Origin of the sequence: Klebsiella sp. B345 (genome assembly GCF_051131735.1) — a bacterium.
GTDB lineage: Bacteria > Pseudomonadota > Gammaproteobacteria > Enterobacterales > Enterobacteriaceae > Klebsiella.
This window is the reverse complement of sequence record NZ_CP180443.1, coordinates 2,883,382-2,909,446: the sequence shown is the minus strand read 5'-3', so window position 1 is coordinate 2,909,446 and position 26,065 is coordinate 2,883,382. Positions and strand designations below refer to the sequence as shown.

The following is a 26,065-nucleotide window of genomic DNA, read 5'->3' as shown; positions in this document are numbered from 1 at the left end:
CGCTGCCTGGGGAACACGAGCTACGCCTACGGGCGCTCACCTCTTGCCAGACGGGCGTTGATGTCGGCAATGACGCCCGGCAGATCGGCCAGGGTATCGACCACATAATGCGCCCCGGCGGCATACAGTTTTTCAGCCGCCTGTTCACGACGGGTGGCGACCGCTTCTGCCGTCATCTGCTGATATTCCTCCCAGGTCGCGCCAAACTCGTTGCCGGACACCGCCAGCCCGACGCTCCACATCCCGGCGTTCAGCCCTTCGGTAATACCCGGAACGGCATCGTCGACCTTCACGCAGTGCGCGACGGCATCAATGCCGAGGGCAATGACGTTTTGCAGCGCCATCCACGGGCCGGGACGCCCGCCGGCGGCCAGGTCATCGGTAGCCACCCAATGGTCCGGGGCGTAGCCCTGGGCGGCAGCGGCGGGGATCAGCTTCTCCATGACCGCGCGCGGGTAGCCGGAGCAGGAGCCAATTTTCAGGCCCTCGGCGCGACAGGCGGCAATGGTGTCGACAACGCCGGCGATCGGTGCAGAAAAGTCGACGACTTTAGCAATTTGCAGCGGCATGAACGCCGCGTAGATCGCGTCAATATCGGCAGCGTTCATCGCGCGGCCAAATTTCGCCTGCCAGCGGGCATCCACCGAGGGTAGCTGCCCCAGCGCTTCAATGTGTTGCCACTTGCCAAGCCCCATCGGCACGCGGGCCTCCGCCAGCGTTATCTCGACGTCAAACGCCTTGCGGAAGGCCTCGACAAAAATCTGCGTTGGCGCGAAGGAGCCGAAGTCCACGGTGGTGCCGGCCCAGTCAAGAATCAGTGCGGTAATACGGTTCATGGCGGTTCCTCAGTGTGTCCAGTACATGGCGTTATCGATGGCGGTCAGCAGGGCGGTGATGTCGGCGTCGTAAACTTCGCCGATATTGCCGATGCGGAAACAGTCGCTTTGCGAGACTTTCCCCGGATAGATCACAAAGCCCTGCGCTTTAAGCTGCTGATAGAAGCTGTCAAAGCGGTACTGCGGCGCCTTCGGCGAGTAAAAGGCAGTGATGATCGGCGAATGCAGGCTGTCATCCAGCAGCGGCTGGAAACCTAAGGCGCGCATGCCGGCCACCAGCCGACGTTGGTTGGTGCTGTAGCGCTGATGGCGGGCGCTCACGCCCCCCTCTGCGGCCAGCTCTTTCAGCGCCTGGGCAAAGGCCAGCACGGTGTGGGTCGGGGAGGTGAAGCGCCACTTGCCGTGATGATCTTCCATGCAGCGCCACTGGGCATACAGATCCAGCGACAGCGAGCGCGAGCGGCCCGCGCAGGCTGCCAGCTCGCTTTCACGCGCAATCACGAATGCGAACCCCGGTACCCCCTGAATGCACTTGTTGGCGGAGCTTATCAGGTAGTCGATATTCAGCGCGGCGACGTCCAGCGGAATGCCGCCGAAGCTGCTCATCGCATCGACGATATAGCGTTTACCGTAGCGCTGTGCCAGCACTGCCACCTCGGCAATCGGGTTAAGCATCCCGGTGGTGGTTTCGCAATGGACCATCGCGATATGGCTGATCGCCGGGTCCGCCTGCAGGATCTTTTCGATCTCTGCCACGTCCGGGCGGGCCACTTCGCCGCAATCGTACGGCTGACAGGCGACGCCCATGCGCTGCGCCATTTCAATCATCCGCGCACCGTAGGCGCCGTTGCTGACGATCAGCACTTTGTCCTGCGCGCTGAGGGCACTGCCGAGCACCGCCTCCACCGCGTAGCTGCCGCTGCCCTGCAGCAGCACCGAGGTGTAGCCTTCCGCAGGGGTTGCCAGCTGGACCAGTTGCTGGCGAATGGTCTGCACCACCCCGAGGTTGTAGTCATCATCCCAGGTGCAGCTATCGAAGAGCATCGCCTCTTTCACCGTGCGAGAGGTGGTTAACGGGCCAGGGGTCAGCAGCAGGTAATTACGTGACGTCATTTGTCTCACCATTTTTTGGTCTATACCAGATTAGTTTTATAATGGTGATAATGGCGGCAAAAGGTCAAAGAAAAGATCGCGCTGCAACAAAAAATTCATCTCCATGGGTATAATGGCGCTATCCAATCTGTGTGCGAGACATCATGAAATCACCCTCTGGCGAGACGCCGCAATACCTGTTGATTAAGGCGCAATTGCAGGCTCGTATCGAAAACGGCGCGTTGAAAAGCGGCGACAAACTGCCGTCAGAACGCGAACTGTGTAGCCTGTTCAATACCACGCGGATTACGGTGCGTGAGAGCCTCGTGCAGCTGGAGGCCAGCGGCGTGATTTATCGTGCCGATCGCCGCGGCTGGTTTGTGACGCCGGAGCGCTTGTGGTTGGACCCGACGCAAAACACCAACTTCCACAAGCTGTGCCTGGAGCAGGGGCGGGAGCCAAAAACGGTTCTGCTGAATGGCCGGCTCGCCGCGGTGCCGCTGGATGTGATGGCGCCGCTGGCGCTGCAGCTGTTCGATCAGGTGTACCTGCTGACGCGTCTGCGCTACGCCGACGGGCGGGCGATCTGCTACAGCGAAAACCACTGTCTGCCAGCGCGGGTGCCGGAGCTGCTGCGCCACGATCTTAACGGCAGCCTGACCGAGATTTATCAGACCCATTACGACCTGATATATACCAGTATGCATCTGTCGTTCTATCCCACCTCGATGCCGCCGCAGGCCGCGCAGGCGCTGGGGGTGATGGAAGGCCGTCCGGCGCTGCTGCTGCGCCGCCTCAACTACGATCAGCACGGGCGCATTCTGGATTACGATATCGAGTACTGGCGCCACGACAGCCTGCGCATCGAAGTCGATACCCACTGATTTTACCGGCCCTACATGCGGCCTTTCCCCCGGTGGTGCTACGCTGACCGGGCTACTGATTTACCGCTATCAGATAGCCTGGACAGGTGCTATGCACCGCCTCCGGGGGAAATCTCTGCACGAGTTCAACCTTCCTGAGTTCTCCCGCTTTTCATCCTTTCGACATACTTCGTTCATCGTTCTGTCATAAATCCCCGGTAGCGTGACACTCAATCTGGTATAGACCATTTGACATCACCACCCTAATGAGGCTGATACGATGAAACTCTCCCGACTTGCTCTGCTCTCCGCTTTCGCACTCGCCAGTACCCCGGTTTGGGCCGACGGCGTGGTCACGGTTTATTCCGCTGACGGCCTGCATGATGGCGACAACAGCTGGTATCAGAACCAGTTCGACGCCTTCACCAAAGCGACGGGCATCAAAGTTCAGTACGTGGAAGGCGGCTCCGGGGCGATTGTCGAACGTCTGGCGAAAGAGCGGACCAACCCGCAGGCCGACGTGCTGGTTACCGTGCCGCCGTTTATCCAGCGCGCCGCCAAAGAAAACCTGCTCGCCGAATTTACCCCGCAGGGCAGCGACGCGATCCCCGGCGCCAACGCCCACTACTCGCCGCTGGTGAACAACTACCTGACCTTCATCTATAACAGCCAGCTGTTAAAAAGCGCCCCGGCCAGCTGGCAGGCGCTGCTGGACAGCAGCTTCAAAAACAAACTCCAGTACTCCACCCCGGGCCAGGCCGGCGATGGTACCGCGGTGATGCTGCAGGCCTTCCACAGCCTCGGCGGTAAAGATGCGGGCTTTGCCTATCTCGGCAAGCTACAGGCCAATAACGTCGGCCCGTCCGCCTCCACCGGCAAACTGACCGCGCTGGTGAATAAAGGCGAACTGTTTGTGGCTAACGGCGACCTGCAGATGAACCTGTCGCAGATTGCCCGCAACCCCAACGTGAAAATCTTCTGGCCGGCGGACGAGAATGGCGAACGCAGCGCCCTGGCCCTGCCGTACACCGTGGGCCTGGTCAAAAACGGTCCGCAGAGCGAAAACGGCAAAAAGCTGATCAACTTCCTGCTGGATAAACCGGCGCAGAGCCACGTCAGCGCGCTCTCCTGGGGCCTGCCGGTGCGTAGCGATGTCACGCCAACCGACGGCAATTATCAGGCGGCAAAAGCAGCGCTCGAAGGGGTAAAAAGCTGGGAACCGAACTGGGATGATGTGGCCGTATCGCTATCGGCAGACATTGCCCGCTGGCATCAAGTGACCGACAGCGAGTAAGCCAGATGCTGATGAAAACCACTGCTTCCCATTCCCCGGCGCAGGCGGGGACCTCCGGGATAACCCTCGACGCATTGCGCGTGTCCTACCACGGCAACGTGGTGCTGAAACCGCTGTCATTGACCATCGAACCCGGGGAAGTGCTGGCGCTGATCGGCCCCTCCGGCTCCGGAAAAACCACGGTGCTGCGGGCGATTGCCGGGTTTGTGCAACCGGCGGGCGGGCGCATTCTGATCGGCGATACCGATGTTACCGGGCTGCCGCCCTACAAGCGCGGCCTGGCGATGGTGGTGCAAAACTACGCCCTGTTTCCACATATGAAGGTGGAAGATAACGTCGCCTTCGGCCTGCGGGCGCAAAAGCAGCCAAAAGCGTTGATCGTCGACCGGGTCAAGGAGGCGCTGAAAATTGTCGGGATGGCGGACTATGCCACTCGCTATCCGCACCAGCTTTCCGGCGGTCAGCAGCAACGTGTCGCCATTGCGCGGGCCATTGCCGTTCGCCCGCGGGTGTTGCTGCTCGACGAACCGCTGTCGGCGCTGGATGCGCAAATCCGCCACAACATGGTGGAGGAGATTGCTCGTCTGCACCGTGAACTGCCGGAACTGACTATTCTTTATGTCACCCACGATCAGACCGAGGCCCTGACCCTCGCGGACAAGATTGGCATCATGAAAGACGGTTCGATGATTGCCCATGGAGAGACCCATCAGCTGTATCACAATCCGCCTAACCGCTTTAGTGCCGAATTCCTCGGCCGCGCCAATATCCTGCAGGCCATGGCGCTGAGCGATATGGTCGGCCCAGGGCTGGTCAGCGTCAGCTGCGGCGGTGGGCTGATCCAGGCTTTCAGCCAGGGTGGCCAGCACGGCAATAACAAGCTGTTGTGTATTCGCCCGCAGCATATGAGCCTGGCGCCGCGCTCGGCGGCCAGTAACCGGCTCCATGCCACGCTGACCTCAGTACACTGGCAGGGCGATTTGACCCATTTGCTGTGCGATGTTGCCGGCGAAGCGGTGCGTATTGTGATGACACATGTCAATCCGCTGCCCCGTGCGGGCGACAAGCTGACGCTTTACTTTGAACCGAACGATGCGGTCCTGATTGAGGTATAACGATGTCGCACATGCTCACGCTTTCGCGCCCGGCCCTGAATCTGCGGCCCTTCTTGTGGCTGTTGCTGCCGCTTCTGGTACTGGCGACGCTGTTTTTCTACCCGCTGCTGCTGATTGCTGAACAGGCGCTGCGCGATGACAGTGGTCATCTGAGCCTCGGGACCTTCTGGCAGGTGATCGACTCACGGCGTTTTATCGGCGCTCTGCTGAATACCTTGCAAATCGCGGTGTGCGCCACGCTCGGCTGTCTGGTGCTCGGCAGCTTGCTGGCGCTGATTCTGGTCTTTATTCCGTTCCCCGGCAGCGCGCTGATTGGCCGGGTGATCGATACCTTTATTGCCCTGCCGACGTTTCTGATCACCCTGGCCTTCACCTTTATCTACGGCTCGGCGGGGCTGTTAAACGGCACGCTGATGTCGCTGTTCGATTTCGCCTTGCCGCCGGTCGATTTTCTTTACTCGATTCAGGGGGTGATCCTGGCGGAAATCACCGTGTTCACGCCGTTGGTGATGCGCCCGCTGATGGCCGGGCTGCGACAGATCGATAAAAGCCAACTGGAGGCGGCCAGCATTCTCGGGGCCCATCCGCTGCGGGTGATCGCCCAGGTAATTTTCCCGGCAGCGCTACCGGCGCTGATGGCGGGCGGCAGCCTGTGTCTGCTGCTGACGACCAACGAGTTCGGTATCGTGTTGTTTATCGGCGCGAAAGGGGTGAATACCCTGCCGATGATGGTCTACAGCAAGGCGATTCTTGAGTCCGATTACAGTGTGGCCTGCATGATTGCGCTGATCAATATTCTGCTGTCGCTGGGGCTGTTTATGCTCTACCGACTGGCCGCCGCGCGTACCGGCGTGAGGAGCTAACGATGTTAATCTGGTCGCGTAAAGGCCGTGCGGCGGCGGGTGGGCTGGCGGTGGTACTGTTTGCCGGCTTTTTCTTCCTGCCGCTGGCGGTGATCCTGATGTCCAGCCTGAGCCAGCAGTGGAACGGCCTGCTGCCGTCGGGGTTTACCTTCGGTCATTTTGTGAATGCGTTTCGGGGCGCCGCCTGGGATTCCCTGTTCTCAAGCCTGGTGGTGGGCTTTTGCGCCAGTCTGTTTGCCCTGCTGTGTGGCATGTGGGCCGCGCTCTCTCTGCGCCAGTTCAGCGCCCGTCTGCAGCGTTATCTGGGGCTGGCGTTTTATCTGCCCAGCGCGATCCCGTCGGTGTCGGTGGGGTTGGGGATTCTGGTGGCTTTCAGCCAGGGGCCGTTGCAGATGAACGGGACTTTCGGGATCGTGCTGGCGGCGCACTTCGTACTGATTTCCGCCTTCACGTTCAGCAACGTCTCCACCGGGCTGGCGCGTATTTCGCCGGATATTGAAAATGTCGCCTCAAGCCTGGGGGCATCGCCGTGGTATCGCCTGCGCCATGTGGCGTTGCCGCTGATGATGCCGTGGATGATCTCCGCGCTGGCGCTGAGCCTGTCGCTGTCGATGGGGGAACTGGGGGCTACGGTGATGATCTATCCGCCAGGCTGGACGACGCTGCCGGTGACGATTTTCAGCCTGACCGACCGCGGCAATATTGCTGATGGTTCGGCGCTTACCATCGTGCTGGCGGGGGTGACGCTATTACTGATGATCAAGCTTGAGCGTATCGCCCGCCGCCTGAGCCAGAAATAACGTCACACCGTTGTGGTATACCGAGTCGCCCGGGCACGGCGCTAACGCCGCGGCCCGGGAACGGATCTTAGAACCAGGCTTCGAACATCCCGCCGACGTTCAGCGAATCCAGCTGGCTGTCGTCGGTGTTGTTCACTTTCGCGGTATGTTTGTTATCCACCTGACCGCCGGTGACGTAGAAGCGCAGCATCGGACGGAATTCCGGACCCATACCGATGGAGATGTTCTGCGACAGCGTCAGCTTCCAGCCTTTGTTATCCCCGCCCTGATCGTAGTCAACACGCTGGTAGCCGGCTTCCAGCCAGGTGGAATGCACCTCGTTCCAGAAGTACATCGGACGCACGATCACGCCGTAGTTTTTACGGTTGTCGGTATTGTCTTTGCCGTCGTCATAATCGTGGAATGCCAGCAGGTAATCGACCTGAGCCTGCGGGGTGAACTTATGGCTACCTTCAAAGCTGGCATACACCGTCGTCAGGTCGTCGGTTTTGTTATACACGCTGTTATCCGAATTATCGGAGTAGCGCAGGATAACCTTGTTGACGCCGCTGTCGTTGGTATGGCTCAGCACCAGACCTCCCTGCCAGGCATCGAGGCGCTCATCTCCGTCTACCGCTTTCGAGTCGAAGCCATAGTTGGCGTACACCTCGACATCGATCGGGCCGGCTTTCATGTTGTGAATTTTCGAGGTCAGCGCATAGTGTCCGTCGTCGCCGGTGCCGGAACCGCCGGTACAGGTGATGCGCGATGGGTTCGACTCATCGGCCATGACTTCCGGGCTACAGGATTCCACCTGCGACACCGTCGCCACGTCAAACTGCACGCCGCCAATATCGAAGTTCTTCACCCCGGCACCCTGGCCGTCGTGGTTCATCCAGAAGTAGTCGTTGATGCCCTGTTGCGGACGCTGGTGGAAGTCACGACCGGCCCAGATATAGGCGTTCGGGTTGGATTCCAGCACGTTGGTCACGCCGACGTAAGCCTTTTTCAGGTTAACTTCGTCGCTCCAGTGGTCGAACATCACGTTGATATCCCAGATCGCGCCCTGGCTGCTCTTAAAAGCTTTGGTTATCTGGAATTCGCCGCCGTTGCCTTCGTTACCCAGACGACCGATCGCCGAGGCGCCGTTATAGGAGCCGTCCACGCCAACAAATTTCTGGTCGCCGGTCTGGAACTGCGCGCCGTAACGGGCGTAGCCGCTGAATTTGAGGCCGAACGGAATCGCCATATCCGGGGAGGCGGCGGTGGTCTGCGGGTTGGTCACCACATCCACTTTCTTATCGGCGGCAGCATCGATTTTGGCCTGGCGGTCGGCCAGCGCTTTATCGACGGCTTTTGCCACAATGGCGTCGATTTGGTCCTGAGTAAAATCTTGTGCGATTACGGAAATTGGGCACAGCGCGGCGACTACCGCCATGGCTAATGGCAGTCTTTTTATTGTTTTCATGGTTATCTCACATTTAATATTTTATTGATGTTCAGACAATAACCATCCCGCTCCGAATGAAATATAATTATCGGGGCAAGCTGATCCGGTTTATTTAGGGTACAGCTACGCTGAAGAATAAAGGGACTTATTATTCAGTGTGATTTTATTAATAAATTAACGCTGATACAGGTGAATCATCTCTTCTGAAAATTCACGGGCAAGCAGTGAGTTCATTAAATGATCCTGCGCATGCACCATGATTAAGGTCATCGGCTGGCGCGCCTCACCGGCATCCTGCTCGATGAGCTGGGTCTGCATCTGGTGCGCACGACGAGCATAACCATCGGCTTCATTAAGGAGTAATTTGGCTTCATCGATATTACCGCTACGGGCCGCATGTAACGCTTCAAAACATAATGAGCGTGACTGTCCCGCATTCACGATAATTTCCATTACCGCTTCTTCTAGTTCAATCATAATTAATCCTGAGGTGATTAAATCTATATATTAAAGAATGTAGCGAAAATTCCTTTTTCGCATTATTCCAGAAGGTGTTGTCGATTTATTATTTAGGAAACCTGGGAAATACAATTAAGAGTGTATTCCCCGATGATTACTGACCAACGGTTTCGGCAACCGGAACGACGTTTTTGGCTTTTTCGACTTCAGTTTTCAGCAATGAGCGCTCATAGGCACGCAGGAATGGCAGGTAGATAACCGCAGACATCACCATGCAAATCACGCACATGACCACCGGGCTGAGCGTCCAGTTGGCGGCCCAGGAGGCGCCGATCGGTGCCGGTGTGGTCCACGGCGTCAGGGAAACCACCTGTGACAGCCAGCCGAGGCGGGTGGCGCCATAGGCAAGGATGGCGTTGATCATCGGGACGAACACGAACGGGATAAACATCATCGGGTTCATGATAATCGGGGCGCCGAACAGAATCGGTTCATTAATATTGAAGAAGCTTGGCACGATGCCCATTTTGCCGATGGTCCGCAGATGCGCCACACGGCTACGCAGCAGCAGGAAGGCCAGCGGTAAGGTTGAGCCAACGCCGCCAATCAGCAGATAGTGGTCCCAGAAACCCTGCAGATAGACGTGCGGCAGCGCGGCACCAGCGGCCAGTGCGGCCTGGTTGGCCGACAGGTTCGCCATCCAGAACGGGTTCATGATCCCGGTGACAATCAGCGAGCCGTGGATCCCGGCAAACCAGAAAATCTGGCACATCAGCACGGAGAGCAGAATCGCCGGCAGGGAGTCAGAAGCAGAAACCAGCGGTTCCAGCAGATGCATAATCGCCTGCGGGAGAATCATGCCGGTCTGTGCTTCGATAAACAGGTTCAGCGGATGCAGGGTACCAATGACCACCAGTACCGGGATCAGAATTTCGAAAGAGCGGGCCACGCCGGTCGGAACCTCTTTCGGCAGGCGAATAGTGATGTTGTTCTGTTTCAGCCACGCATAAATGCGGGTGGAGTAAATCGCGGTAATTAACGCCGTGAAGATCCCCTGGCCTGACAGATACTGGGTAGAGATTTTGCCATCAGCATACGGGGCGGCGACCAGCAAGAAGGCCATAAACGCCAGCAGGCCGGACATCACCGGGTCCAGTTGAAACTGGCGACCGAGGCTTGCGCCAATCCCGACGGAGATAAAGAATGTCATTACCCCCATGCTGAGGTTGAACGGCAGCATCAGTTGTTCGCGATACTGCTGGGAGAAATCGAGCCAGCCGCGGGCAAAACCGTTAGTGGTGTCCGGTGAAAAAGGAGGAAAGATAAATACCAGCATGAAAGAGCCGATGATCATAAACGGCAATGCGGCAGTGAAGCCATCGCGAATCGCGATAACATATTTCTGCTGCCCAAGGCGTCCTGCCAGCGGAGTAATAGATTGCTCGATCACGGCAATCATGGACTGATACAGAGAACTCATTTGAACACCTCTTATTGCGCCGGGTTAATCAGCGACAGGGCATAATCCAGAACGTTATCTCCTCGCTGCATGCCGTAGTCCATCGTGTTAATCGGCTGGACCGGAATATTCAGCGAAGCGGCTTTGTCAGACAGGGTTTTCAGCATGTATTTCACCTGAGGGCCAAGAAGCACCACCTGGTACTGCGGAAACTGCATGTCAAATTCGGAAACGCCATAGGCGTCAATCTGCACCGGCAGGTTACGTTCCTTTGCCACATCTACCATCTTTCTGACCAGTAAGCTGGTGGACATTCCTGCAGAGCAGCACAGCATAATCTTGTACATCGACACTTATCCTCAAAATGTAAAAAGTTATTGCGTGGATGATTTGATATCAGACGGAAACCGGTTTCCATTCATAAAAAACAGAACTGTGATGACTGTCAAGATCTTCTCCTTATGCCGCTAATTAATTGGATTTCGCTCACAGAAATTGGCTAGTTCTGCGATGTTTTTCCGTGAAATGGAGAATCGGTTTCCAAATGAAAATGGAAACGGATATACTGCGATGGTTATTATTGAAGCGATTCAGGACCAGGAATTTACGGGGATCGGACGGACCCTGTCAGGGGATAATGATGTCTACAATCAATGATGTGTCACGTTTAGCTGGAGTATCCAAAGCGACCGTCTCTCGGGTGTTGAGCGGTACGCGCGGCGTAAAAGAGGCCAGTCGTCAGGCGGTGCTGCAGGCGGCGGAAGAGCTCAACTACCGGCCCAATATGATCGCCCAGTCGCTGCTGAGCCAGACTACCGGCTGCATTGGCGTGATCTGCGCGCAGGACAATATTAATCAAACCACCAGCTACCTGTATGCCCTGGAAAAGCAACTGAGCCAGCATCAAAAACATTTGCTGCTGCGCTTTGCCAATACCCGTGCCGGGGTAATGAACTCGCTGGAAGAGCTGAGCTGTGGACTGTGTGACGATGTACTGATTATTGGCGCACGCTTCCCATTGAATATCGATCGTCCGGACGTGGCGCTGATTGACTGCCTGGAGAGTGAAGGGGCCAACAGCATTCAGTTTGACCACGCGTTTGCGGCGGAAACGGCCTGTAACTATCTGATTAGCCAGGGACGTCGGCAGATTGCGCTGATCCATCCGGAAGGGGGGGGATTTGCCGAGCAGGTGCTGCTGGGCTACAAGCACGCGCTGGAGAAAAACTTCCTGCCGTTTAATCGCAACCTGGTGTTCCTCGACAGCACCTCGCCGTCGGTGGCAGTTCAGGAGCTGGTCAACAATGCGACCACCTTGAACTTCAATGCCTTACTGGTGGCTGATGAGCAGCAGGCGCAGCATGTCGTGCCACAGCTGATGGCGTTCAACCGGGCGGTGCCGGAAAAAGTGATGGTCTTTAGCCTGGCCGGATCGTTACAGCTGCCCGGTATCCCGACCATTCCGGCCATTGAGTATTCGATGGATGCGATGGCAACGCGCATTGTCAGCTGGCTGACGGAAAAAACGCACATGCTCGGCGGCAGTATGCTGCGCGGCGATTTAATCATTCCGAACCGCTGATACCACTCGCCACCATTACCGCCGATAATCACCACCCACAGCCGCCGCGCTGTGGGTTTTTTTATGCCCCTCTTTTTTGTCGTCCACTTCACAATATAAACAGAACTCATAGCTGACGCCGGTTTTTTGAACCAGACAGCGCCCGGGGACTGCCTTAAGTTGAATACGAAAGTTCAATCCAAAAAAAACAGTCACCAGAACATTCGTACCGCCTGCTTAAGGAAGTGACCCTATGAACCACTCTCGTGTTGTCGATGTGAAGGCGTGGATCGATACCCGACCGATCTCGCGCTTTCAATGGAACGTCCTGCTGCTGTGTTTTGTCATCATCATGCTTGATGGCTATGACGCGGCGGTGATGGGTTTTATCGCCCCTGCTCTGATTGAAGACTGGGGCATCAGCCGGGCGCAAATGGGCCCGGTGCTCGGTGCGGCCATGTTTGGTGTGGCTATCGGCGCGCTGGTAGCCGGCCCGCTCTCCGACCGCTACGGTCGCAAACGCATCCTGCTGTGGTCGGTGGCGCTTTTCGCCCTCTTCAGCCTTGCCGGGGCACTGGCGCAAAGCCCGTCGCAGCTGGCGCTGATGCGTTTTCTGACCGGGCTGGGTCTGGGGGCGGTCATGCCGAACTGCGTCACGCTGGTGGCGGAATATATGCCTGAGCGTCGCAAGGGGCTGATGATCACCCTGATGTACAGCGGCTTTAATGTCGGTTCCGGGCTAGGGGGCTTTATTGCCGCCGGGCTGCTGTCGCATTACAGCTGGCATTCGGCGCTGATTTTCGGCGGCGTGCTGCCGCTGGTGGTCCTGCCGTTTATGATAGTGATGCTGCCGGAGTCGGCGATGAATATGGTGGCCCGTCGGCTGCCGTCCGGGCAGATTGCCGGGGTGCTGAACCGTCTTGGCGGTAGCTTCAGCAGCGAAACGCGTTTTCAGCTGAACGCGCCGCAAATCTCGCGGCACAATAAAGTGGCGCAACTCTTTCGCAACGGTTACGCCCGCGGTACCGTCGCCCTGTGGCTGACCTACTTTATGGGCCTGTTTGTGATTTATCTGCTCAACGGTTGGCTGCCGACCATTCTGCGCTCCGGCGGATTATCGCTGCAGCAGGCGGCGATCATTACCGGCCTGTTCCAGCTTGGCGGCCCGCTGGGCGGCATTCTGGTGGGCTATCTGATGGACCGCACGTCAGCAAAAGCGGTGATTGCGGTAACCTATTTCCTGGGCTGCGTATGTCTGCTGACGCAGGGGCTGATGGATTTTGGCTCCGCCGCGCTGTCGGTGCTGATCTTTATCAGCGGCATGTGCATTAACGGCGCGCAGAATGGCCTGCAGGCCTACTCGCCAGCCTATTACCAGACGGAAATCCGCGCCACCGGCGTGAGCTGGATGCACGGCATCGGGCGTACCGGGGCGATACTCAGCTCGACGCTGGGCGGCGTGATTATGCTGGCGGTCCCGGGCCACTCTTCAATCTTTTTGGTGCTGGCGCTACCTGCCTGTCTGGCGGGGGCCGCGATTTTACTGCACCGTATGAACCACCCGAAGCCTCGGCAAACAGAGGCCGATCTTAGCGCGCTGTCAGGCACAGTGCATAACCGATAAGTGGAGTCTCTTCATGGCCAGAATACTCGGCGGGATCGCCGTTTCTCATACCCCGACCATCGGCTTTGCTGTCGATCATCATAAACAACAGGACGCCGCGTGGGCGCCGATTTTCCAGAGCTTTGAGCCGCTGCAACGCTGGCTTGATGAGAAAAAACCGGATGCGCTGGTCTATATCTTCAATGACCATGTGACCGCTTTTTTCTTCGATCACTACTCGACGTTTACCCTCGGGATTGATAACGAATACGGCGTGGCCGACGAGGGCGGCGGCCCGCGCGATCTGCCGCCGGTAAAAGGTGACGCGGCGCTCTCCAGGCATATCGGCGCCAGCCTGATGGCCGATGAGTTTGATATGTCGTTCTTTATGAATAAAAAACTCGATCACGGGCTGTTCTCGCCGCTGTCGGCGCTGCTGCCGTGGCAGCAGGAAACCGGCTGGCCGACGCGGGTTATCCCGCTGCAAATTGGCGTTCTGCAATTCCCGATTCCCAGCGCCCGGCGCTGCTACAAGCTCGGTCAGGCGCTGCGTCGGGCGATTGAGAGCTACCCAGAAGACATCGACGTGGCGATCGTCGCTACCGGCGGTCTGTCGCATCAGGTGCATGGCGAGCGCTGCGGTTTCAACAACCCGCAATGGGACGCGGAGTTTGTGGATATGCTGGTCAACGATCCGGAAAAACTGACGGAAATGACCCTCGGTGAATTTGCCACCCTCGGCGGCATGGAAGGTGCGGAAGTCATTATGTGGCTGGTAATGCGCGGCGCGCTATCGGCGAACGTCAGCGAAACCTGGCGCGATTACTACCTGCCGTCGATGACCGGCATCGCCACGCTGATCCTGGAAAATAATGCCCGCACCCCGCCGGTAGATACCCTGAGCCGCCACCGTCAGCATATGGCGCAGCAGCTGGCCGGCGTTGAGGCGCTGCCGGGCACCTACCCGTTTACCCATGAGCGTAGCCTCAACGGCCTGCGGCTGAACCGTTTCCTGCATCAGCTGATCCAGCCTGCGTGGCGCGACCGTTTCCTCACCCAGCCGCAGGCGCTGTATGCCGAAGCGGGACTGAGTGAACAAGAGCAGAAGCTGCTCGACGATCGCGACTGGCGCGGGCTGATTCAGTACGGCGCCAGCTTTTTCCTGCTGGAAAAAATGGGCGCGGTGGTCGGGGTCTCTAACCTGCATATCTACGCCGCCATGCGCGGGCAGACGCTGGAAGATTTCCAGAAAACGCGTAACCAGCAGGTCACCTATTCGGTGGCGGGTACCCGTTAACCCTGCGCCACGTGCTGCTGGATAAACTGCAGCAGGGCCTGGGTCGCCGGTGAAGGCAGGCTCCCGGCGCGGAAGGTCAGCCCGATACGGCGAGTGGTATCGGGCAGCGGCACCGGCAGAACGGTGAGCAGGCGGTTGTCGATTTCAAAGCGCATCTGGCTGGCGGAGACCGCCGCCAGCATGTCGGAGTCTCTCAGCAGGCCGCGCACCATGGCGGCATCACCGGTTTCCACCGTCGGCTGCGGTAGGGGCAATCCCAGGGTTAAAAATGCTTTCTCCAGCAGGTGCCGCGCCGGAGCATTGGAGCGGGGCAGCACCCACTGGGCCGTCGCCAGCTGGCTTTGCGGGTCCGGGTGGTGCAGCAGCGGATGGCCGTTGCGCAGCAAAATAAGCATATCTTCTTCAAACAGCGCTTCACAGCGCAGGTCCGGCAGATCCTCGTCCTGGCGCAGCGCGCCGATAATAAAATCGATATGTCCCGCCCGCATGTCGGACACCAGCGACTCATATGGGCTTTCGTTGGTCATCACCATAATGCCGGGATAACGCGCCAGAAAGGCGCTAATCGCCGCGGGCAGCAGCTGGGTCCGGCTGAGCGGCAGGGCGCCAATACGCACGCTGCCCTCCAGCACCCCACGACGGGCGGCGAGATCGCTCCAGATATTTTCCAGTTCGTTCAACGCCCGGCTGATCGGCGGATAGAGCAGGTCCGCCGCCGGAGTGGGACGCACCCCTTCCGGCGTGCGGCGAAACAGCGCCGAGCCGGCGCCTTTTTCAAGAATTTTCAGTGCGGCGCTGACCGCGGGCTGGGTGATCCCCAACTGGCTGGCGACCGTTTGGGTATGGTTGACGTGGTACAGCTGCAGGAAAATCTCCAGCCGTCGGGTGTTGAACAGCCAGCCGGAATCCGGCAGCGCGCCGGAGGCGGTGCTTCGCGCGTGGAGCTTTTGCATCAGCGCGGGAATGGCCTGAAGATCTTCGATGGCGCGTAGCGCTCGCGGCAGAATGCAACGGCCATATTCCGTCGCCACCATTCCGCTGTAGTGGCGTTCGAACAGGGTGACGTTCAGCGCCGCTTCCAGATCGCGAATTGCCCGGGTGATCGCCGACTGCGTGCGGAATAAGTCATCAGCCGCGCGCGAGACGCTGCCGCGCTGCGCCACCTGGCAGAAGAAGCGTAGCTGCATGATATTTATTGTCTTATCGTACTTTCTCTTCAGCATTTCTCACCGGATACCGGAATGTGAGCGTAACGACAACATAAATAAAAATCATAGCCTTCGCAAGTTAACGAATTACCCACTCTCGCCACGACATGACAAGCTGAAAAAAACAACAGAGGAAGCCATCATGTCTCATTCGCATCATCCCAAAAGTGCCCTGGTTGTCAGCGCTCACTCTGCCGATTTTGTCTGGCGTGCGGGCGGTGCGATTGCGCTGCACGCCCGTCAGGGCTATCAGGTACATATTGTTTGCCTGTCGTTCGGCGAGCGCGGCGAATCGGCAAAACTGTGGCGTAAAGGCAATATGACCGAAGCGACGGTGAAGCAGGTCCGCCGCGAAGAAGCGCAGGCCGCTGCCGATATTCTCGGCGCCAGCGTCGAATTTTTTGATATCGGTGATTATCCGCTGCGCGCCGACAAAGAGACGCTGTTTCGCCTGGCGGACGTGTACCGTCGCGTACAGCCGCACTTTGTGCTGACCCACTCCCTGCAGGATCCCTACAACTACGACCACCCGATGGCCTCCAACCTGGCTCAGGAAGCGCGCATCATCGCCCAGGCGGAAGGGTATCGTCCGGGGGAAACGATTGTTGCTGCGCCGCCGGTGTACTGCTTTGAGCCGCACCAGCCGGAGCAGTGCAACTGGAAGCCGGACGTGCTGCTGGATATCACCAGCGTGTGGGAACAAAAATACCAGGCGATTCAGTGCATGCAGGGCCAGGAACACCTCTGGGAATACTACACCCGGGTAGCGTTGCAGCGCGGAGTGCAGGCGAAACGCAATATCGGCATCACCGCCGCCCGCGATATCGTCCACGGTGAAGCGTTCCACAGCATCTTCCCACGGGTGACGGAGAATCTGTCATGAACCTGTTGAATAAAAAAGGCATTGTCATTCGCCACCTGCCGCGCCATGACGCGGCAACGCTGAGTCAGTTCGCCGCCGCTGGTGTGGCGACGATTCACGAAGCCTACGACCGGCAGGGGCTGATGGCCCCGGATATCCGGCCGATCCAGCAGGGTATCAGCCGCGCCGGCAACGCGGTGACGGTGCTGGTCACGCCGGGTGATAACTGGATGTTCCACGTCGCGGTTGAGCAGTGCCGACCCGGCGATATTCTGGTGGTGGCGCCAACCTCACCCTGCGGCGACGGGTTCTTTGGTGACCTGCTGGCCACCTCGCTGCAGTCACGTGGCGTGGTGGGCCTGGTGGGCGATATCGGTATTCGCGATTCGCACACCTTACGTGAAATGGGCTTTGCCGTGTGGTCACGCCATGTTTATGCCCAGGGGACGGTGAAGGAGACGCTGGGCTCGGTCAACATCCCGCTGATCTGCGCCGGCCAGCTGGTTCAGCCGGGCGATGTGGTGGTGGCTGACGACGACGGCGTGGTGGTGGTGCCGCATGCGCAGGCCAGCACGGTGCTGGGAAAAGCGGAAACCCGTATGGCTAATGAAGTGGCGAAGCGTGAGCGGATGCGAAACGGCGAACTGGGGCTGGATATTTACGCCATGCGCCCGCGCCTGGCGGAGAAAGGGCTGCGCTACTACGACAACGCGGATGATGTAGAGGGCTAAGATGGCACAACGCAAAATACCCTGTCTGTTGATGCGCGGCGGCACCTCGAAAGCGGCCTGCTTTCTGGCCGAGGACCTGCCTGAGGATGCGGTACTACGAGATGCGGTGCTGCTGGCGGTGATGGGGTCGCCGGATGCCCGGCAGATTGACGGTATTGGCGGGGCCGATCCGTTAACCAGCAAAGTGGCGATAATCCGCCGTTCCACCCGCGCCGATGCGGATGTCGATTATCTGTTTGCCCAGGTGAATGTCGATCGCGCGGTGGTGGATTACGGACAGAACTGCGGCAACATTCTCGCCGCTGTTGGCCCGTTTGCCATCGAGCGCGGACTGGTGGCGCACGCGGCGCCGCTGACCCAGGTGCGGATCTTCATGGAGAACACCCGCCAGCTGGCGATCGCCGAGATCCCGTGCGGCGACGATGGCGTGGACTATGAAGGTGAGACGCGCATTGACGGCGTGCCGGGCTACGCCAGCAAAATCGTCCTGAATTTTCTTGATGTGGCAGGGTCCAGCTGCGGGGCGTTGTTGCCCACCGGCCAGGCGGCCGACCGTGTGGATGGCATCGACGTGACCTGCATCGATAACGGGATGCCGGTGGCGATCGTCCGCGCCAGCGACCTTGGGCGCAGCGGCTATGAAACCCGCGAGCAGCTCGATAGCGACGAGGAGCTGAAGCAACGGCTGGAGTCGATACGTCTGCAGCTCGGCCCGCGAATGAATCTGGGCGATGTGAGCCAGCGAACGGTGCCGAAAATGACGCTGATCGCCGCCCCGCGCGACGGCGGCACCGTGTCCAGCCGGACGTTTATCCCGCATCGCTGCCATGCCTCCATTGGCGTCTTTGGTGCGGTAAGCGTCGCCAGCGCCTGCCTGATCCCCGGCACCGTCGCCGAAGGGGTGGCCCGGGGCGTTGACGGTGAGCAGCCGGTGGTCAGCGTGGAGCACCCGAGCGGTGAGTTCAGCGTGGCATTGCAGCGCAACCAGCAGGGCGAACTAGTGGGCTGCGGCCTGCTGCGTACGGCCCGGTTGTTATTTTCCGGCGACGTGTGTGTTCCGGCCCGCGTCTGGCCGCTGGAGGAGTAAGGATGACGGCAATTACGTTTATTGGTTTTGGCGAGGCGGGCGGCATTCTGGCGCGTGATTTAGCGCGCAGCAACGACGTCACTATCTGGGATTGTAAACTCAACGGTCCGGAAGGTGACGCGATGCGGGAGCACGCGCGCCAGGCTGGAGTCCTGGCGGCGGGTTCGCTGGCGCAGGCGCTGGAAGGGGCGACGCTGATCTTCTCCACCGTGACGGCGGGGTCGGCACTCGAGGTGGCGCGCTCGGCGGCGGCCTGGGTAGGCGAGGGGAGCTATTTTCTCGACCTCAATTCGGTCGCGCCAGATACCAAACGCCAGGCGGCGAAGGCGTTCCGTCCGGGAGGCTATGTCGATGTGGCGGTGATGGCGCCGGTGCCGCCGGCACGGCTGAAAACCCCACTGTTGATCGGCGGACCGCAGGCGCATTCCATCACGGAAACGCTCAACGCCTTAGGGCTGAGTGCCCGCGCCGGCGGTGAGGCGATCGGCGACGTATCGGCGATAAAAATGTGTCGCAGCGTGATGATCAAGGGGCTGGAAGCATTGACTACCGAATGCCTGTTTGCCGCTCGGGAGTACGGCGTGGAAGAGGAGGTACTGGCGTCTTTGCATGCCAGCTTCCCGTCGCTGGGCTGGGATGGCGCCTTTGCGGGATATCTCATCAGCCGGGTGGCTGAACACGGTATTCGCCGTAGCGAAGAGATGGAAGAAGTGGTGAAAACGCTGCGCGATGCGGGCGGCGCGGGGCTGATGAGCCAGGCCACAGCGCATACTCAGCGCCAGCTGCCGCAGAGCATGGCCGCGTGCGGCCTGACCTATGGGCAACTGACGCCGTTCGACTGGAAAGCGCTGGCGGCTCAGCTGAAGTGATTACTTCACCGGGCAGCTGATTTTATCGATGGCTGCCTGGTAGCCCTTCTGGTTATTGCGCTCTTTTGCCAGCGTCGCTTCGCGTACAGATTCCTGATTGGCCTGGGTCGCGAGGATTTTATTGGCAAAATCGGTATCGCTGATGGTGGACTGCGGGGCGCATTTTTCCTTCACCGCCTTTAACACCAGCTGCTTTTGTTGCTCGAACTGCAGGCTTTTCAACGGTGATTCGGCCCAGGCCGCCGTCGCGCTGAGAGTGGTAACCAGACACAGTATCCAACACGCTTTCATGGTGCTTCTCCTTAACTAGTCGCTTCAGTCAACTATATGCTCAGGCGGCGAAACACGCAAATGGCGCTGAGATTAAGTTGTTTAAAATCAGGTGATTGCTCTCTATGTTACCCGCACTTTACGCCGCGAGTCCACGGCGATCAGCACCACCGACGAGAGAATCAGCAGCGTGCCGAGCCAGTCCGGCAGCGTGAAGGTAATACCCAGCAGCAGAAGGGATAGCAGGGCGCTACTTAGCGGCTCCGCGCAGCTGAGGATCCCCGCCTTCGCGCCGCCAATCATCTGCGCGCCGTTTAAATAGAGGCTGAAGGTCAGCGAGGTGCCGATCACCACCAGATAGAAAAAGGCCAGCAGCAGGCGGCCGTTGACCACAAAGTTGCTGCCCTGACCGCCGTAGAACGGCAGCAGCATGGCGCCGCCCAGCAGCATACTCCAGCCGACGATCGGCAGCGTGCCGTACCGGGCAATAAGCGTCGAAGGGTAAGTGGTGTAAAATGCGGCGGCAAAGGCCGAGGCCACGCCCCAGAGCAGCGCCGAGGGGGAAATAGACAGCGTGGTCGGATTGCCGTGGGTCACCAGCAGGAATGTCCCGGCCAGCGACGTGCCGATCGCCGCCAGCACCAGAGGGCGAGGGCGGGTTTTGCGCGCCAGCGCGAACCACGCGACGATAATGGTCGGCGACAGAAACTGCAGCACCGTGGCGGTCGCGGCATTCGATCTCTCGATGGTCATCAGGAAGGTGTATTGCACGGTCAGCGCGCCGAACAGCGAGAAGATCAGCAGGCTCAGGGCATCTTTACGGTTTTGCAGGACGCGGAAAATTTTATCGCCGTGAACGAAGGCGAGCATCAACAGAATCAGGCCAGCAAACAGCAGGCGCGTCATGGTCAGAAACGGCGATGACATCTGGCTTTGCTGCATAATGTACTGTGCACAAACGCCGGAGCTACCCCATAGCACGGCGGCTATCAGTACGTTCAGCATCCCTTTTTTGCTGGAGCCCATCTTTTCCTCGAGTGAAATAGCGCAAAGCGGGCATCATAGCATGAGCCAGCGGGGAGCAACGGGCAGGAAATGGTAGTCGGGTCACAGGTGTGTTGGTGAAAAGCCAGGTATGCGGTAAACCATAAAAAATGCTGGCCACCTTAAGTGACCAGCATTACGCCATATTACGCCATGTGGCGGGTTAAATAATGTACACCGTGATGTATCCGAGCCGCGTCCTAGCTTAAATCAACGTTTTTGCTGCCGAACAGCCAGGTGCAGACGAAGCCACACAGATAGGCCACCGCCAGTCCTGCGGCATAAACCGCCATACCGGCGTAGATCCCGCTGGCGGAGGTCATCAGCGGCAGCGCCACCAGGCCAGACGGACCGAACACCGTGTTCAGACCCACCGGCAGCCCCAGCCAGGCCACCAGACCGAGGAAGAAGCCGCCGCAGGCACCGCCGATACAGGCGGTGATAAACGGCTTCATGCGCGGTAGGGTCACGCCGTAAATCAGCGGTTCGCCGATGCCGAGGAAGCCGGGAATAATCGCCCCTTTAATCTGCGTACGCAGCAGCGAGCCGTGCTTTGCTCGCCAGTACAGTGCCAGCGCGGCGCCGACCTGCCCGGCCCCCGCCATCGCCAGGATTGGGAACAGCGAGTTAAAGCCCTGGGCATCGACCAGCGCAAAATAGACCGGCACGAAACCCTGGTGCACGCCGAACATCACTGCCAGCAGGAACAGACCGGCCAGCACGGCGGAGCCGAACGGGTTGCCGTTAAGATGCAGGAACAACCACGACATCCCGGTAAACAGCCAGCCGCCAATCGGCATGATCACGGTAAAGGTTACCGCCCCCATAATCAGCAGCGTCACCGCCGAGGTGAGGATCATGTCGAGGTTGGCCGGCATTATCCGCCGCACCTGTTTTTCCACCCACGCGCCGAGAATCGAGGCAATCAGCACGCCGATAATATTGCCGCGCGGGTCAATGCCGTGGCCAAAGAAGGTGGTGATCCCGGCATAAAATCCGCTGGTGGCTTCAGGGTTGTAGCCGAGGACGAACAGCGAAGCGATGATCGCGCCGTTGACCCCGGAACCGCCGAACGCCTTCTGGGCGTTATAGCCAATCAGGATACTCAGGAAGGTGAACATCCCCTTGCTGAACACTTTCATGTAGCCGATCAGCGCCACCAGAGAAGCGCTGGGATGGGCGTTTTCCAGCACGAACATCTGCTCCGCCAGCGTCGCGAAGCCGAGCAGCAGGCCTACCGCGATAAATCCGGGGATCAGCGGGGTAAAAATGGTGGCGAATTTGGCGAGAAACTTCTGCACGCCGCTGGTTTGTTTGCTCTTCAGCGCCTGTTTTTTCTCTGCCGCGACATCCGCCAGAGAAGGGGCGTCCGCGGGAGCGTCCTCCAGTAATCCGTTCATCATCTCCGCGGCGGTTTGTGCTTTGCCGGGGCCGAGCACCACCTGGAACTGCTCGTCGCTGACGATAACGCCTATCACGCCTTCAATCTGGCGGATGGCGGCGCTATCGGCGAGCTGCTCATCACGTAAAGTTAAGCGCAGGCGGGTCATGCAGTTCCCCGCCTGGGCGACGTTTCCGGCTCCGCCAACATGGGTAAGGATCCGCGCTATCATCTCTTTATTTATTTTTGCCATTGCACGTTACCTGGTTGTCGGCGCTTAGGTATTGCTCAGCGCCTGGCGGATATAGCCGTTATTTTTGCTCAACAGCGATTGCGCGTCTGCGGCGCTTAGATCCGCCAGCACCATCACAATGGCCGTTTTACAGTGGCGCCCGCAGGTGTCCAGCGCGGCTTGTGCGGTGGTGCGATCGCAGTCGGTCGCCTCCATCACGATGGAAACCTGACGTTCGATAAGCTTGGCGTTGGTGGCTTCGACGTCAACCATCAGGTTGCTATAGACCTTGCCCACACGGATCATCGCGCCGGTGGAGATCATGTTCAGCACCAGCTTCTGAGCGGTGCCGGCTTTCAGGCGGGTAGAGCCGGTGACCACTTCCGGGCCAACGACCGGCGTGATGGCGACATCTGCCAGGCGCGCCATTTCGCCATGCGGGTTGCAACTGACGATAGCGACAAAAGCGTTCTGGCTGTGGGCATATTCCATCGCGCCAATCACATAAGGGGTACGCCCGCTGGCGGCCAGGCCAACCAGCACGTCGCGCTTGCTGAAGTTCAGGTTTTGCAGATCCAGCGCGCCCTGCGCTTTGTTGTCTTCGACGTTTTCGACGGCGCTGAGAATCGCTTTATGGCCGCCAGCGATGATCCCTACTACCTGCTCCGGGCGCGTGCCGAACGTCGGCGGGCATTCGCTGGCATCGAGGATCCCGAGGCGGCCGGAGGTGCCGGCGCCAATGTAGATCAGGCGCCCGCCGTCCTGGATGGCGGCAGCGACTTTATCCACCACCTGGGCAATCTGCGGCAAATAGGGGGCGATCGCCTGGGCTACCAGCTGGTCCTCCTGGTTGATAACCGTCAGCATGTCGACGGTGGACAGGGTGTCTATATTGGCGCTATTGGCATTGCGGCGCTCGGTCAGCAATGCGCTCAGGTCGATACTCATCATAAAACCTCATCAGTCACAGTTGAGATAGATTCTAAGGAATTAATTATTCCTTTCATGTGAAGGGTATCACGATTGAGGCAGAAGAGATAAACGGATATTTATAGGTATTTTGGGGTGTCGTGCAGTAATAACATTGGAATATTTTATTACTGCACGATGATTTAGCGGTTGGGATGAGCTTTTTGCAGGCCGAAAAACAGGGCGATCAGATAGCTAATTGTCATGGCGACGCTCATTTTGAGCATCGTTTCACCGCCGATCCCGGCCAGCGGCGCGGCGATACCGCCACAGACGAACATCAGGGTGCCCATCAGGGCTGATGCGGTGCCCGACTGGGCGCTGCTGACTTCGCTCATTGCTCTGGAGCCGGAAATCGTGCTGATGCCGCTCATGAAGGATACCGTGAAGAACAGGCCAATCAGCGCCAGCCACGGCAGCTGCAGCCAGGCGAGGAGCAGCGTCAGCGTCGCGCACAGTACGGCCAGCGTCAGGCCGCGACGCAGCAGCATATCCGCATCGTAATGGTGTGAGAGGCGGGAAAAAATCTGCGCGGCGATAATCAACCCGATGCCGTTCAGGCCGAACAGCAGGCTGAACTGCAGGGCGCTCATGCCGTATTCGCTCTGGATCACGAACGACGATGAACCGATGTACGAGAACAGTCCCGCCATCATAAAGGCCTGAATCAGACAGTAACGCATAAAGCGGCGGTTTTTCAGCACCGGGGCGTCGTTTTGCTTTTCTGCAGTAGAGGCGCTTTGGCTGGGTCGCGTTTCCTGCAGCACCGCCAGGCTGACGATCAGCAGCACGGCGCCGATACCGGCCATCGCCCAGAACAAAAAGCGCCAGTCGAAGGAGGTGGTGATATAGCCGCCGATCACCGGTGACACCACCGGGGCGATGCCGTTGACGGCCATCAGCAGGGCGAAGAACTGGGTCAACTGGGTGCCCTGATATTTATCGCGGGCAATTGAGCGGGACAGTACCGAGCCGCCCGCCCCGGCGAAGCCCTGCAGGAAACGCCAGCCGATCAGCATATGTACGTCGTAGGTCATGGCGCACATCGCCGATGAGAAGATGAACAGCAGCAGCGACAGCGCCAGCGGCTTTTTGCGCCCGATACGGTCGCTCAGCGGACCAAAAAACAGCTGACCCACACCGAGGCCAATCAGCGCGGCGGTCAGGGAGAGCTGGGTCTGGGTGCCGGTGGCGCTCAGTTGCTGAGTAATGTCCGGTAAGGCGGGCAGATAAAAGTCGGTGCACAGCGGGCCGATGGCGGTGAGCAGGCCGAGAATGAGCACCCATGAAAGTGAGATGCGTGGCATAAATACTCCTTAGAACCTAATGGGACGGGCTCTTATGCGTGCCGGGCGATAGCGCCCGGCAGGAATGACTTAGCTGGCGCCGCCGCCAAGCGATTGCCAGAGGGTAATGCGGTTTTCCAGATCGGTTTGTTGCAGCGAAATCAGCGTCGCCTGCGCCGACCACAGCGTGCGCTGGGCGGTCAGGACCGACAGATAGTCACCGACGCCGGTCTGATATCGCTTCATCGCAATGTCCAGTGAGGTCTGCTCAGCGGCCACATATTGACGCTGGGCATCCAGCTGCTCGCTTAATGTTTCCCGGCGAGCCAGCGCATCGGCAACGTCCTTAAAGGCGCTCTGGATAGTTTTCTCGTAGGTGGCAATCAGCCCTTTTTTCTCCGCTTCGGCATAGCGTAACTTCGCCAGATTGCTGCCGCCGCTGAACAGCGGCAGGCTGATTGACGGGGCGAATGACCACACCGACATCCCGTGGCTGAACAGGGACGACAGCGAGTCGCTGCCGACGCCGGCGCTGGCGGTCAGGGAAATGGTCGGGAAGAAGTTGGCCCGCGCTGAACCAATGTCGGCGTTGGCGCTTTTCAGGTTGTGCTCTGCTTCCTGGATATCCGGACGGCGCAGCAGTACCGATGACGACACCCCAGCCGGCACCAGAACGATGCTGTTGTCGCCGAGGCTTTCCAGAGTCCCCGGAAGCAAGCTGTCTGGCACGGTAGAACCGGCCAGCAGATTGAGGGCGTTTTTATCCTGGGCGACCTGAGTACGGTAGCTGGCGACGCTGGCGCGCGCCTGTTGGTAAACGCTTTCCGCATCGCTGAGATCGCCGGCGGAGGCGGTACCGACTGCCATCTGACGGGCGACGATTTTGCGCGAGTTATCGGCGCTGGCCAGCGTCTCCTGGGCCAGCGCCAGGTTGCTATTGTCCGCCGCGAGGGTAACCCAGGCGGTGGTCAGGTCGGAAATCATCGTCAGGCGGGTGTTCTGCGCGGTGTATTCGCTGGCAAGCCAGGTTTCCCGCGCGGCCCGTGTCAGACTCTGATTTTTACCGAACAGGTCCAGCTCGAAGCTGGATACCGCCCCATCGGCTTGCGATGAGGAGGTCAGGCCGCTGTCTACCGTTTGACTACGGGTATGGCTGAGTTCCGCGTTAAGGGTCGGGAATAACGAGGCGCGGGTTTCCCCGAGTTCCGCACGGGCGGCCTCGATATCGGCGATGGCTTTCTGCACGTCGCGGTTACTGGTCAGCGCCATGCTGACCACTTTGTTGAGCCGGGCATCGTTAACGACCTGCTGCCAGTTGCCGACCACCGCGCTGGCTTCACCGTGGGTGCCGGGGAGCGTCGCGGGGATCGGCGCCGCCGGGCGGCTGTAATCCGGATCGAGCGAGACACAGCCGGCGGTCAGGAGCGCGACAAAAACTAACGTAAAACGAAACAT

25 protein-coding genes are annotated in these 26,065 nt (G+C 59.1%); 12 read left to right on the top strand and 13 right to left on the bottom strand.

What is annotated here, in order from left to right; all coding sequences use genetic code 11:
* Positions 1-26: 26 nt before the first annotated feature.
* Together phnX and phnW are read right to left on the bottom strand one after the other, a co-directional pair.
* Positions 27-836 (bottom strand): phosphonoacetaldehyde hydrolase, encoded by an 810-nt coding sequence (phnX, locus tag ACMYSO_RS13700; protein WP_434665303.1) that lies wholly within the window; start codon positions 834-836, stop codon positions 27-29.
* Positions 837-845: 9 nt separating this feature from the next.
* Positions 846-1,949: a 2-aminoethylphosphonate--pyruvate transaminase gene (gene phnW / locus ACMYSO_RS13695; RefSeq protein WP_434665302.1), complete on the bottom strand. Its 1,104-nt coding sequence runs from the start codon at positions 1,947-1,949 to the stop codon at positions 846-848.
* Between the two features lie 143 nt (positions 1,950-2,092).
* Between phnW and phnR the strand changes: the two genes are divergently transcribed.
* The 5 genes from phnR (at position 2,093) to phnV (ending at position 6,863) form a co-directional block, all read left to right on the top strand.
* A complete protein-coding gene (gene phnR / locus ACMYSO_RS13690; RefSeq protein WP_434665299.1) occupies positions 2,093-2,812 on the top strand; it encodes a phosphonate utilization transcriptional regulator PhnR in 720 nt (239 codons plus the stop codon).
* 259 nt (positions 2,813-3,071) lie between these two features.
* Positions 3,072-4,085, top strand: a complete 1,014-nt coding sequence (phnS, locus tag ACMYSO_RS13685; RefSeq protein ID WP_434665296.1) for a 2-aminoethylphosphonate ABC transporter substrate-binding protein — start codon at positions 3,072-3,074, stop codon at positions 4,083-4,085.
* Positions 4,086-4,090: 5 nt separating this feature from the next.
* Positions 4,091-5,200, top strand: a complete 1,110-nt coding sequence (gene phnT / locus ACMYSO_RS13680; RefSeq protein WP_434665294.1) for a 2-aminoethylphosphonate ABC transport system ATP-binding subunit PhnT — start codon at positions 4,091-4,093, stop codon at positions 5,198-5,200.
* 2 nt (positions 5,201-5,202) lie between these two features.
* On the top strand, positions 5,203-6,063 hold the full coding sequence (gene phnU / locus ACMYSO_RS13675) for a 2-aminoethylphosphonate ABC transporter permease subunit (protein ID WP_434665292.1): 861 nt from the start codon (positions 5,203-5,205) through the stop codon (positions 6,061-6,063).
* Between the two features lie 2 nt (positions 6,064-6,065).
* Positions 6,066-6,863 carry a 2-aminoethylphosphonate ABC transport system, membrane component PhnV gene (gene phnV, locus ACMYSO_RS13670; RefSeq protein WP_434665290.1) on the top strand — a complete coding sequence of 266 codons (798 nt, stop codon included), beginning with the start codon at positions 6,066-6,068 and terminating at the stop codon, positions 6,861-6,863.
* A 67-nt stretch (positions 6,864-6,930) separates the two neighbouring features.
* On the opposite strand, the gene ACMYSO_RS13665 is transcribed toward phnV, so the two are convergent.
* The 4 genes from ACMYSO_RS13665 to ACMYSO_RS13650 form a co-directional block, all read right to left on the bottom strand.
* Positions 6,931-8,310, bottom strand: a complete 1,380-nt coding sequence (locus ACMYSO_RS13665; protein ID WP_434665288.1) for a carbohydrate porin — start codon at positions 8,308-8,310, stop codon at positions 6,931-6,933.
* Between the two features lie 156 nt (positions 8,311-8,466).
* Positions 8,467-8,769: a PTS lactose/cellobiose transporter subunit IIA gene (locus tag ACMYSO_RS13660; protein WP_434582447.1), complete on the bottom strand. Its 303-nt coding sequence runs from the start codon at positions 8,767-8,769 to the stop codon at positions 8,467-8,469.
* A gap of 136 nt (positions 8,770-8,905) precedes the next feature.
* Positions 8,906-10,231 carry a PTS sugar transporter subunit IIC gene (locus ACMYSO_RS13655; RefSeq protein WP_434582448.1) on the bottom strand — a complete coding sequence of 442 codons (1,326 nt, stop codon included), beginning with the start codon at positions 10,229-10,231 and terminating at the stop codon, positions 8,906-8,908.
* 11 nt (positions 10,232-10,242) lie between these two features.
* Complete coding sequence (locus ACMYSO_RS13650) at positions 10,243-10,557, bottom strand: PTS sugar transporter subunit IIB (RefSeq protein WP_123757045.1); 315 nt, start codon at positions 10,555-10,557, stop codon at positions 10,243-10,245.
* A 293-nt stretch (positions 10,558-10,850) separates the two neighbouring features.
* Here ACMYSO_RS13650 and ACMYSO_RS13645 point away from each other — a divergent pair, with 293 nt between their 5' ends.
* The 3 genes from ACMYSO_RS13645 (at position 10,851) to ACMYSO_RS13635 (ending at position 14,671) form a co-directional block, all read left to right on the top strand.
* Positions 10,851-11,792 carry a LacI family DNA-binding transcriptional regulator gene (locus tag ACMYSO_RS13645; protein ID WP_434670809.1) on the top strand — a complete coding sequence of 314 codons (942 nt, stop codon included), beginning with the start codon at positions 10,851-10,853 and terminating at the stop codon, positions 11,790-11,792.
* A gap of 232 nt (positions 11,793-12,024) precedes the next feature.
* A complete protein-coding gene (locus ACMYSO_RS13640) occupies positions 12,025-13,395 on the top strand; it encodes an MFS transporter (RefSeq protein ID WP_434665286.1) in 1,371 nt (456 codons plus the stop codon).
* A 13-nt stretch (positions 13,396-13,408) separates the two neighbouring features.
* Positions 13,409-14,671: a gallate dioxygenase gene (locus ACMYSO_RS13635; protein ID WP_434665285.1), complete on the top strand. Its 1,263-nt coding sequence runs from the start codon at positions 13,409-13,411 to the stop codon at positions 14,669-14,671.
* Here ACMYSO_RS13635 and ACMYSO_RS13630 read toward each other — a convergent pair.
* Positions 14,668-15,894 (bottom strand): LysR family transcriptional regulator, encoded by a 1,227-nt coding sequence (locus ACMYSO_RS13630; protein ID WP_434582454.1) that lies wholly within the window; start codon positions 15,892-15,894, stop codon positions 14,668-14,670. The two genes, ACMYSO_RS13635 and ACMYSO_RS13630, sit on opposite strands and share 4 nt — an antisense overlap.
* A 127-nt stretch (positions 15,895-16,021) precedes the next feature.
* Here ACMYSO_RS13630 and galB point away from each other — a divergent pair, with 127 nt between their 5' ends.
* Genes galB through ACMYSO_RS13610 form a run of 4 tightly spaced genes read left to right on the top strand, consistent with a single transcriptional unit; the run spans position 16,022 to position 19,428 of the window.
* Positions 16,022-16,762, top strand: coding sequence for a 4-oxalmesaconate hydratase (galB, locus tag ACMYSO_RS13625; RefSeq protein WP_434582455.1), 741 nt, complete (start codon positions 16,022-16,024; stop codon positions 16,760-16,762).
* Complete coding sequence (locus tag ACMYSO_RS13620) at positions 16,759-17,472, top strand: 4-carboxy-4-hydroxy-2-oxoadipate aldolase/oxaloacetate decarboxylase (RefSeq protein ID WP_434665283.1); 714 nt, start codon at positions 16,759-16,761, stop codon at positions 17,470-17,472. Before galB ends, ACMYSO_RS13620 begins: the two co-directional genes overlap by 4 nt.
* Position 17,473: 1 nt before the next feature.
* On the top strand, positions 17,474-18,559 hold the full coding sequence (locus ACMYSO_RS13615) for a 4-oxalomesaconate tautomerase (RefSeq protein WP_434665282.1): 1,086 nt from the start codon (positions 17,474-17,476) through the stop codon (positions 18,557-18,559).
* 2 nt (positions 18,560-18,561) lie between these two features.
* Positions 18,562-19,428 (top strand): DUF1932 domain-containing protein, encoded by an 867-nt coding sequence (locus tag ACMYSO_RS13610; RefSeq protein WP_434665280.1) that lies wholly within the window; start codon positions 18,562-18,564, stop codon positions 19,426-19,428.
* Here ACMYSO_RS13610 and ACMYSO_RS13605 read toward each other — a convergent pair whose 3' ends face one another.
* The 6 genes from ACMYSO_RS13605 to ACMYSO_RS13580 all read right to left on the bottom strand — a co-directional run bounded on the left by ACMYSO_RS13605 (position 19,429) and on the right by ACMYSO_RS13580 (position 26,065).
* The gene (locus ACMYSO_RS13605; RefSeq protein WP_434665278.1) at positions 19,429-19,719 is read right to left on the bottom strand and encodes a YicS family protein; all 291 of its coding nucleotides are present in this window, start codon (positions 19,717-19,719) and stop codon (positions 19,429-19,431) included.
* A 102-nt stretch (positions 19,720-19,821) separates the two neighbouring features.
* The gene (locus ACMYSO_RS13600) at positions 19,822-20,724 is read right to left on the bottom strand and encodes a DMT family transporter (RefSeq protein ID WP_434665275.1); all 903 of its coding nucleotides are present in this window, start codon (positions 20,722-20,724) and stop codon (positions 19,822-19,824) included.
* A gap of 218 nt (positions 20,725-20,942) precedes the next feature.
* Positions 20,943-22,376, bottom strand: a complete 1,434-nt coding sequence (murP, locus tag ACMYSO_RS13595; protein ID WP_434665273.1) for a PTS N-acetylmuramic acid transporter subunit IIBC — start codon at positions 22,374-22,376, stop codon at positions 20,943-20,945.
* Positions 22,377-22,400: 24 nt separating this feature from the next.
* The gene (gene murQ / locus ACMYSO_RS13590) at positions 22,401-23,303 is read right to left on the bottom strand and encodes an N-acetylmuramic acid 6-phosphate etherase (protein ID WP_434670808.1); all 903 of its coding nucleotides are present in this window, start codon (positions 23,301-23,303) and stop codon (positions 22,401-22,403) included.
* 164 nt (positions 23,304-23,467) lie between these two features.
* Positions 23,468-24,631 carry a multidrug effflux MFS transporter gene (locus ACMYSO_RS13585; RefSeq protein ID WP_434665272.1) on the bottom strand — a complete coding sequence of 388 codons (1,164 nt, stop codon included), beginning with the start codon at positions 24,629-24,631 and terminating at the stop codon, positions 23,468-23,470.
* Between the two features lie 69 nt (positions 24,632-24,700).
* Positions 24,701-26,065 (bottom strand): efflux transporter outer membrane subunit, encoded by a 1,365-nt coding sequence (locus ACMYSO_RS13580; RefSeq protein WP_434665270.1) that lies wholly within the window; start codon positions 26,063-26,065, stop codon positions 24,701-24,703.